This window comes from Archangium lipolyticum (assembly GCF_024623785.1).
Lineage (GTDB): Bacteria > Myxococcota > Myxococcia > Myxococcales > Myxococcaceae > Archangium > Archangium lipolyticum.
In genome coordinates this window covers 106,534-115,339 of record NZ_JANKBZ010000037.1, presented here as the reverse complement: position 1 = coordinate 115,339, position 8,806 = coordinate 106,534, and the positions used below count along the sequence as shown (strand labels likewise).

The 8,806-nt window shown below is 65.4% G+C and carries 7 protein-coding genes; 1 reads left to right on the top strand and 6 read right to left on the bottom strand.

Going from position 1 to position 8,806, the window contains the following annotated elements:
* Positions 1–280: 280 nt before the first annotated feature.
* Positions 281–1,174, bottom strand: a complete 894-nt coding sequence (locus NR810_RS44675; RefSeq protein ID WP_257461695.1) for an SDR family oxidoreductase — start codon at positions 1,172–1,174, stop codon at positions 281–283.
* Positions 1,175–1,202: 28 nt separating this feature from the next.
* Here NR810_RS44675 and NR810_RS44670 point away from each other — a divergent pair, with 28 nt between their 5' ends.
* Positions 1,203–2,090, top strand: coding sequence for a helix-turn-helix transcriptional regulator (locus tag NR810_RS44670; RefSeq protein ID WP_306819037.1), 888 nt, complete (start codon positions 1,203–1,205; stop codon positions 2,088–2,090).
* An 18-nt stretch (positions 2,091–2,108) separates the two neighbouring features.
* Here NR810_RS44670 and NR810_RS44665 read toward each other — a convergent pair whose 3' ends face one another.
* The 5 genes from NR810_RS44665 to NR810_RS44650 all read right to left on the bottom strand — a co-directional run bounded on the left by NR810_RS44665 (position 2,109) and on the right by NR810_RS44650 (position 8,690).
* On the bottom strand, positions 2,109–3,122 hold the full coding sequence (locus NR810_RS44665) for an alpha/beta hydrolase (protein ID WP_257461693.1): 1,014 nt from the start codon (positions 3,120–3,122) through the stop codon (positions 2,109–2,111).
* Between the two features lie 267 nt (positions 3,123–3,389).
* A complete protein-coding gene (locus NR810_RS44660) occupies positions 3,390–5,600 on the bottom strand; it encodes an SH3 domain-containing protein (protein ID WP_257461692.1) in 2,211 nt (736 codons plus the stop codon).
* 224 nt (positions 5,601–5,824) lie between these two features.
* A complete protein-coding gene (locus tag NR810_RS44655) occupies positions 5,825–6,214 on the bottom strand; it encodes a DUF3592 domain-containing protein (RefSeq protein ID WP_326522548.1) in 390 nt (129 codons plus the stop codon).
* 59 nt (positions 6,215–6,273) lie between these two features.
* Complete coding sequence (locus tag NR810_RS52950; protein ID WP_407653898.1) at positions 6,274–6,534, bottom strand: sigma factor; 261 nt, start codon at positions 6,532–6,534, stop codon at positions 6,274–6,276.
* A 623-nt stretch (positions 6,535–7,157) separates the two neighbouring features.
* A complete protein-coding gene (locus NR810_RS44650; RefSeq protein ID WP_257461690.1) occupies positions 7,158–8,690 on the bottom strand; it encodes a hypothetical protein in 1,533 nt (510 codons plus the stop codon).
* Between the last annotated feature and the right edge of the window lie 116 nt (positions 8,691–8,806).

Sequence of the window (8,806 nt, the reverse complement as noted above, 5' to 3'; positions counted from 1 at the left end):
GGACCGGGAGGCGGCTGGGCCCCACTCACGATAACGGGACGGTAAGGGAGCAGGACGGCGCCGAGCGTGACGAGCGCACCCGCACTCAGCAGGCCCAGCGCCACGAGACGGCGACGTCGAAGACTCAGGGGCATGGCCTCACAGTGCGGGAGATTGACATGGAAGTGCTCCGGGTGAAACGGGCCAGCTGGGGGGGCGTCTCACCTTGGAGAGTGAGGGAGTCGGCAAGGGAGCCACGGCGACGCTGGAGCTCCCACTTCGGCCTGGCTAGGCAGAATCCTCAGGAGAAGTACCCGTTTTCCCGCAGGTCCGTCAGCAGGTCGGGTCCCTGGGGGCGCCATCCCAGTGCATCGCGGGTGCGCGTGCTGGAGGTCGGGTTGTCGAGGGCGACGAAGCTCGCGAGCCAATCGAAGTGCGTGCGTGCTTCGTCCGCGCCCAGGGCCCGGACGGGAACGCCGAGCCCCTTGCCGATCCCCTCGGCGAGCGCGCGCAGCGTCACGCCTTCTTCGGCCACGCCATGCAGGCACGTTCCAGGGGGAGCGTTCTCGAGCGCGAGCCGGAAGAGACGCGCCGCGTCCAGCCGGTGCACCGCGGGCCAGCGGTTCGCTCCGTCGGAGACGAAGGCGGAGAGACCCGTGCGGCGTGCGAGGTCGATCAGCGCGGGCACGAAGCCGTGGTCGCCGGGGCCGTGGACGGAGGGCGGCAACCGCACGACGCTGGAGCGCACCCCGCGACGGGCGGCCCCCAAGACGATCGCCTCCGCCGCGGCACGCAGGCCCGCCGCGCTCCCGGGCGCGGGCGTGTCCTCCTCCTTGCCGATGCGGCCGGGCGCCAGCAGCGCGGTGCCGGACGTGGACACGAACGGCTTGCCCGAGCCCTCCAGCGCGCCGGCTAGCACCTCCACCGCACGCCTGTCCGTCTCGCAGGCGGCCGCATAGGCGGAGAAGTCGTGGATGAAGGCCGTGTGGATCACGCCGTCGCACGCCCGGGCGCCCGCGGTGAGACTTCCGGGATCCGTCAATTCGCCCCGATGCGCCTCGCCGCCCAACCGCGCCAGGGCCGCGGCGGAGGTGTCGCTCCGCACCAGTCCGAGCACCTGGTGCCCCGCCGCGCTCAGCTCGCGCACGATCGCTTCCCCAATGAAACCCGTCGCTCCCGTCACGAAAACACGCATGTCCGTCTCCTGATGTTGTGAGCGTGTTATGGGGCGCGGCCGCGCGGCGGAAAAGTCGATATCTTATACAGGTATGAGCACTAACACCGTGCCGGGTTCGGAACTCTCCTTGGGCGACTTCCTCCGCGATCGTCGGGCGCGCTTGTCACCAGGACCAGGCGTTCAGGGCCGGCGTCGAACGCCGGGGCTCAGGCGGGAGGAGGTGGCGACGCGGGCAGGCGTCAGCGTCACCTGGTACACGTGGCTCGAGCAGGGGCGTGGAGGCCCCCCTTCAGACGATGCGCTGGAGCGAATCGCCCGCGCACTGGAGCTCGACGCGGCGGGCCGCGAGGTCCTGTTCCTGCTCGCCCGGCAGCGGCCACCGCCGCTCCATCCAGCCGCGCCGCCTTCGGTCACGCCCTCCTTGCAGCGCGTGCTCGACGCCCTGCCGACCAGCCCCGCCTATGTGAAGACGCCGACGTGGGACATCGTGGCCTGGAACGCGGCGGCACTCGCGGTGCTGGCCGACTACGCCTCAATGCCGGTCCGCGAGCGCAACGTGCTCAGGCGCCTGTTCGGCGGCCCGGCCGTGCGCGCCTCGCTGCCGGATTGGGAGGAGCATGCGCGCTTCGCGCTCTCGGTCTTCCGCATCGATGTCGCGCGCGCGGGAGGTGGCTCCGAAGCCGCCGCGCTCGTGGCCGAGCTCCAGTCAACCAGCGCCGACTTCCGCCGGCTCTGGGCTGAGAACGACGTGCGCAACCATGGGGCAGGCCTGAAGCGCCTCCACCATTCCGTGGCTGGACCGATCACGCTCGAGTACTCGGCCTTCGCCGTCGATGGCGTGGACGGGTTGGACATGGTCGTCTTCACGCCCGCCACACCGGCCGATGCTCGGGCGATAGAGCTCCTTCTCTCGCGCGGACAGCTGTCCGCCTGAGTCCAGTCTGGGCCGCCGTCAGGAGTGGCGGACGATGAAGCGCCTGAGCTCCTCGTCGATCTCGTGGTTCTCGGGCGCGTCGCCGAAGCCGAAGCCGAAGCCGCGGTGGGGCATGGCCTCCCAGACGTGCAGCTCGGCCTCGACGCCCGCGCGCCGCAGCTTGCGGTGCAGCAGCACCGAGTTGGAGAGGAACAGGTCGCGCGTGCCCGATTGGATGAAGGTCGGCGGGAAGCCGGGGCCGAAGTCGGCGAACAGCGGCGAGACATAGGGATGGGCGAGGTCGTGGCCTCCCGCATAGAGGGCGTTGCACTCCGGCAGCCCGCCCTTCAGCGTCACGTCCAGCAGCGCGTTGGTCTGGAAGGTGTCGCCAGACTCCGTGAGGTCGACCTCCGGCGTCAGCAGTGCCACGGCGGCCGGCGGGGGCAGGCCCCGGTCGCGGATCATCAGGGTGGCCGCCGCCGCGATGTTGCCGCCGGCCGAGGCGCCGCCGATCACCACACGGGCCGGGTCCCAGTCCTCGAGCAGCTCGCGGTAGACGGCGAAGCAGTCCTCGGGTGCGGCGGGGAAGGGGTGGTCCGGCGGCATGCGGTAGTCGACCGACACGGTGGTGATGCCGAGCCGCTCGGCGTTCACCGCGGCCTCGGCCTTGGCGTAGGCCCCGCCGCCGAACACCAGGGCACCGCCGTGCAGATAGAGGTAGAGCCGCCGGGCCGCCGCCGCATCCAGGCCGGGCGGGGTCGCGACGTAGCAGATCACGCCGGCGATGGGCCAGGTCTCGACCCGGCAGCGGGTCTCGCCCAGCATCTGCTCCACCAGCGGCGCGAACCTGGCGTTGCTGGCGGCGACCGCCCGGCGCCAGCCTTCGAGGTCGTCGGGAGCGGGGTGGCGCGCGGGGTGGATCTGGGCCGGTGTCGCCGCGCTGGCGGCGAGGGCGGCGCGGGCCTCGGGGCTGAGGGTGTTCGGCGGGAAGATCTCCCGCGCTGGCAGGGCGATGGGGACGAGCAGGGAGCGAGCGGCGGTCTGGTCAGGCATGGGCGCCATTCAATGGCTCATGCTCCATCCGGGTAAATGTGTGACGTTATCCAGGTATATTGGCTAATAGGCTGCCTGGTGGGGCGGTCCCGGAACGCACTCGATCACCTCCGGGGGAGCGGGTATCCAGCTCCATCCCCGGCGATGGGCGACACAGGCGGACCACCGCGTCTTGCTCTTGTAAGGACAATCATCCTCGCGGCAATCGTAGAGCCCATCCCCATTCCAATCGAACTCCCGGCGCACAAACCAATCACGCGTACCGTGTCAGCGGTTCTCGCGCAGGACTCCTCCCCACTCCACGACCGAGAACCCCTCGCGCGCGGGCATCGCCTCCGGCAGCACGGGGGCTTGGAGCTCGGGGCACTCCTCCACGGGCGTCGCGTCCATGAGGATGCGAATCATCCACGTGGGAGCCGGTGACACCCGCACCGGAGCCAGCCTGTCCACCACCTCGCGCGGGTGGAACCCGATGACGTTGAAGGCCGCTCCCTCCATGCGCGGCACCCACGCCTCGAGGAAGTCCTCCGTCTCGTGTGGCTGCAGACCCAGGCGCGGCAGCACCTCGCGGAAGTACTCGCTCGTCCGCGAGCCGGGGAGGCACACCCCCTCGGCCGGCGGAGGGAAGCGCACCGACGTCCCCTCCCAGAACAGGCGCTTGAAGGTCCGCCGTGCCCTTCCCGGAGCCGCGTCCACCTCCTCGAGAAGCCCCTGGGGCGTGGCGAGGAACGTCCAGGCATTGTCTCGCGCGAGCGGCTCGGCCCGGGCCACCCGAACCTCCGGCGCGAGCGTGTAGCGCACGTGCATGGGCCGCTCCGGATAGAAATAGACGATGGGCTCTTCCATGCACGGCACCGAGAGGTCCGTGGGCAGCACCCGCAGCAGTCTCCCGAAGGAGTCCCACCAGAAGAGGGGGGGCGAACTCTCGAAGAACCCCTCCTTGCTCACGTACGACGGGTGCGTGGGCGGAAAGTCGTGAAACTCCTTCCACGTGCGCTCCACGTCCGGATGCTCGCTGTCCTTCAGGGTGAAGATCGGCCCGGCGCCCTTCACCTGGCCCACCTCCACGAGGTCCGCGGCCCGCACATCCGCGGGCGCGGGATTCACGGCCCTCACGCGCCCACAACCCAGGTCGTACTGCAGGGAGTAGGAGACTCCCTCGGGCCTCGGCTCCTTCCACGTCACCTCCTTGGCCGAGAAGTCTCGCTCGTAGGCATAGAAGAGGAAGCCTCCGGCGGGCTCGGGCACGTAGAAGCCGTTGAAGCCCAGCGGGTTTCCCTCCTCCAGGCCCTTCGCTCCCGGCCGTGTCATCGTCACGGTGCCGAGCGTGGGGTGCACGAAGGCCACCTCCACGGCGGAGCGCACGTACTTGTCCGGTGAGCGGAACCGCAGGCGGATCCGTCCACGCGCATCCGCGTACAGCTCCTCCGGAGGCGTGAGGCCGGGCAGGAGGGTGTTCGGCTCCAGCCTCACGTTGTAGCCCTCGCTCTTGAGGTGCGCGTCCATCCCCGTCGCGTAGCCCTCCTGGGAGCCCGGCCGCAGCAACTGCGCGCCCCCCAGCATCAGGTAGTGGTAGGCGGACCGGGAGGGGGGGCCAATCTTGCTGTTGCCTTCGTCGGCACAGGTGAGCACCTCCTTCTGGTCATACGTGCCCCCCCGCACCTTGCCAATGAGGCTGCAGGTGATGCGCTCGTCGGGGATTTCGTCCTCGCCCTTGATGTAGATCGACAAGAGCTTCCTGGGTTTCGCGTACAGGGTCACGCCCGCGCGCACCTCGGGAGGAACGGAGAGGGTGCCCACGACGCCCTTCTTCGCCTCGTACGCCACGGCGTGCACCACGCAGCTCGTCGCGCACAGCTCGAGCCCGAAGGCCCTCGGTGAGGGCTCCATGCCGAGCTCCTTGGCGGACACCGGGACCAGCCGCGCGCGGCCTCCGCGCCTGCCGGCCGCCGCCTCGGGCAGGAGGAAGTCCAACGCCGCCACGGCTCGCTTCTTCCTGGCGGCGAGCTCTGGCTCCACGACGCGCACGCGGACCATGAAGTCCGAGGTGAAGCTGACCGCCAGGCGCTCCTCCTGTCCGTCCCCGTCCAGGTCCCGCGTGGCCGCGAGCGGTGTCAGCACGTTGCCCAGGACGAAGCCCTCTTGCGGCTCGGCCTCCGACGTGCGCACGCGGTACCAGCGGTCCACCCGATCCTTCACGAGGACCGTCCCGGAGGCGACCTCCAGCACCTGCAGCACACTGCCCAGCCGCAGCGTGCGCACCACCGGCGCGTCGAGGGAGGCGCTGCCGCGCAGGTTGGCCTCGTCCACCGCGACGAAGGACGTGTCTCCCTTGGCGTAGGTCGTGAAGCCATAGGTAGAGGGCGCCGCCGTCACGTCGACGGGTCCCTCGTAGACGAGCACGCCCTCACGTGGGGCGGCGGAGGCACTTTCGGACGGCGTAGCCGCGAGGACGAGCAGGAGTGGGAGCAGGCTCATGGACCCGGGAATGTAGCGGTTGAGGAGGCACCGCTTCCATTGTCCGCCCCCCTGGAGGGGCGTTACCCCGAGCACCCTCACTCTTCAGGGACTCCGTAGCCTCGGGCAACCCGCTTCGCCACGGAGTTCATCCGCCTACCTCACGGGGCACTCGGTGCGCCGTACAGCCAACAGGCCCAGGCCCCTGCCGCTCACCTCATGGGAGCGCGGCGGGGATTCCACCCTCAGTAGCCGCGGTTCCGGGCCACGAACGCGCAGTACAGCCCCATGGCGCCGACGAACAGAAAGGCGCCCGGCGGGATCCAGAGCCGGGCCGCGTCCCCGTAGCGCGCGGTACCGGCCGGGTCGTACTCGTTGTACAGAACCTTGACGGTCTTCCCCAGCCGATGGGGGTTCGACTGCCCATAGTAGATGGTGGCGGTGTGCACGTTGCCGTGTGAATCCGAGAACGTGACCCTCTCCGGATAGCCCTTGAACATGATGTGTTGGCCGTCCCCCTGGCTGCTCACAGAGACCACCTCTGCGTGCGCCGCCTCGGCGTACAATACGAACCGCAAGGTGCGCAGGAAATCGAAGCCGCCAAACGCCAGGATGGCCACGGCGATGACGATCATGACCCAGAAGAAGCGACTCTCGGAGTCGGAAGAGGACATTGAGAGAGCCTAGCAGCGCATCACTGGCGGCGGCTACGAATGGCGATCCAGAGCAGCAGCGCGCCCAGAGACGGTGTCCCAGAGACGGTGTCAAAGGAGTCGAAGCGAGGGGCTTGAGCGAGAACGAGGCTTGGGGGTGGACGGGTATGCGACGCCTCCCGTGGCGGGCCATGGCGTCGCACCCGCGGGAAGGTCTCCTGCAAGGCATCCTCGGCATCCTCCGGGCGGCGTACCAATTGGAGGCAGCGCCGGTGCGCCAGGTCGCCGTACTGCTCGTACAGCCGCGCCAGCCATGCGTCATCCTACCTCCTCGACGAGCCCTACCTGCATGTTCGCGGTGACAAGGCCGGCATCCGCGATGCGTATAGGAGTATAGAGGAGATGAAGCGGCCAGGCGGCCAAGGGGGGCGTGGAGGCGCACCGAGCCCTACATTGCGGCGAACAGCAGGCAGCCACGCGGTAGAGCCGCATCGCCTCCTGCATCAGTGCGAACGCGCCTCCGAGCTCAACCCCATCCCGCAGTGCGCCAGCAGGTAGGCCACCAGGCGTCGCAATGCCAGCAGTCCATCCACGAATCCCAGAAATGTCAGCGCCGCGACGACCACCGCGCGCTGGCCCGAGTCGACCTGGGCCAGGTCGACGCCACTGGCGGCCGACCACTTCGGCAGACGCAGTTGACGTTCCGCATCACTTTCTCGTCTGCTCCGGTGGGCAGCCCTGCTCAGCCTCTCGAATCAGAGAGGCCGGCAGATGTCTCTTTCCCTCTCCCTGCTGCCGAGGCGGGGCCGCAGCTCAGCACGGGTGCTTGTGCCTCGCGAGCGCCGGTCAGCGGAAAACCGCAAGTCTCCTGTTTCCGCCTCATCGGCGTTTGGTGCCAGGCAGCCCTCCAGTGTGCCGGAGTAGCTCAGGCTTTTCGCACCGTATAATGTGATTCTTCACCTCTTCCAGCCGCATCATGATTTATAAGCACATGCAAAGCCGTGCTGCCCGCGGCATTTACCTCAAGGCCCGTTCCGCTACAGTAAGTCAAAAGCTCTGATGAGCTTTTCATTACGGTTGACCGCGTGGTAATAAGAAACCAGGTTCCCGCCTCCTTTTCCGTTACTCCAATAAAAATAAAGCGGGCTCTATCTTGATCGAAGGGACCGGCAGCGGGAATTGGTTCCAAGCCGGAAGCACTACTTTCCCGCCAGGGAATATTTGCCTCACCCACAAGACGAAAACATCCCGGATAGGTAGGGTCGGGACGCAAGCGGAATTTGATTCCAGGTTGGCCGATCGTTTTTGCCCCGAAATCAGTAGGAACCTTCCCTCGATTTACAATTCTAGTAAGCACATTTATGTCGTTCGGCTGCGGATATTTTGCAGCAGCACCCGTGAGCTGACGGTAAGCAGTCCGCATATGAGCAAAACTCGGCATTGCATGTAACGCAGCATACATTACTGCTGTTTTAAGAGTTGCCGATTTGCTGAAAACATCATTCACCAAGGACTTCAATGAACCGTCAAGGTCCTTGTATGCAGTTTGTGCGTGATGAAGGTGTTCATCTATTGGGGTGAGCTTGTTGGGACCCATGTTTGCTTTTTGCATTTGGTCTTTCGTAAGCTCAAGCAAGCAAATCAACCCTTGCAGCAGGCATTTTTTTGCACAAATATATTCATAGGTCAGGTTCATGATCCTGGCCCGACCCAATGCCACTGATTTGTTCTTCCAATAGCCATTATCGTAAAACGACGAATCCTTGAAGGGCTTGCTATTGGCCCATGATATTAATGTGGTCTCGAATTTATCGGAAACGAAGGCGGCAGCATACTCCATGGTTGTCGATGTCCGATTTGGCAGATCATTGAGTCGTATATTTTCAGATATAATGGTTGAAAGTTGTTTGATTTGAGCCAGTTTGGTTGCGTATTGAGCCTGCAGATCGGTGTATGCGAAATCCCGAAGCAGTTCGGCAATTTCGTCCTTTAGTGATGACTCTCTTTCCTCGATGGTTATCCCCAAGAAGGTTGATACCAAACCGAGTAACGCAGTTAGAGCTTCACCATAAGGCGGTGGCACTATGGTGCCGAGTAATGTGCCCCCTATATCCAAGACAGCACGGCCCGCATTCGTGGCCACATTCTCGCCTTGTGAGATCTTCGTGATCAGATCGGCGGAATTAGATGTCGCCTCAATCAATTTCCGGGCTGTGGCTGTAAGCTGCTTTTTTCCGCCAAATCCACCATGCTCTGCGTCTAGCATGTCTTGGAGTTTGGTGACATATGTCTGCGAAAGGCCGATGCCGGGGTTGTTTGTGACCTTGATGTTCGTGATGTACTTTTTGAAATTCGCCTTATGTTTTTTTGCAAAAGCTATGTCTATGTTCTCGAGCCCAATACCGCCGTTGTAGTTTTGATAGAAATTTGCTGAGCCTTTGTTTTGAGGTGTAGCCATTGTTTTCTCCTCTTGGTAAGGCAAACATTCTCTCGCATGACGGCGGATCGGCCGGGGGCCTCACCGGCAGCGGCTGCTGTCACCTAGATAGCAGGATCTGCAAGAGAAGCATGAGC

Excerpts from the sequence above, each read along its gene's own strand:
- NR810_RS44660 (WP_257461692.1), bottom strand. The coding sequence starts at position 5,600 with ATGAGCCTGCTCCCACTCCTGCTCGTCCTCGCGGCTACGCCGTCCGAA.
- NR810_RS44665 (WP_257461693.1), bottom strand. The coding sequence starts at position 3,122 with ATGCCTGACCAGACCGCCGCTCGCTCCCTGCTCGTCCCCATCGCCCTG.
- NR810_RS44670 (WP_306819037.1), top strand. The coding sequence starts at position 1,203 with ATGGGGCGCGGCCGCGCGGCGGAAAAGTCGATATCTTATACAGGTATG.
- NR810_RS44655 (WP_326522548.1), bottom strand. The coding sequence starts at position 6,214 with ATGATCGTCATCGCCGTGGCCATCCTGGCGTTTGGCGGCTTCGATTTC.
- NR810_RS44650 (WP_257461690.1), bottom strand. The coding sequence starts at position 8,690 with ATGGCTACACCTCAAAACAAAGGCTCAGCAAATTTCTATCAAAACTAC.
- NR810_RS44675 (WP_257461695.1), bottom strand. The coding sequence starts at position 1,174 with ATGCGTGTTTTCGTGACGGGAGCGACGGGTTTCATTGGGGAAGCGATC.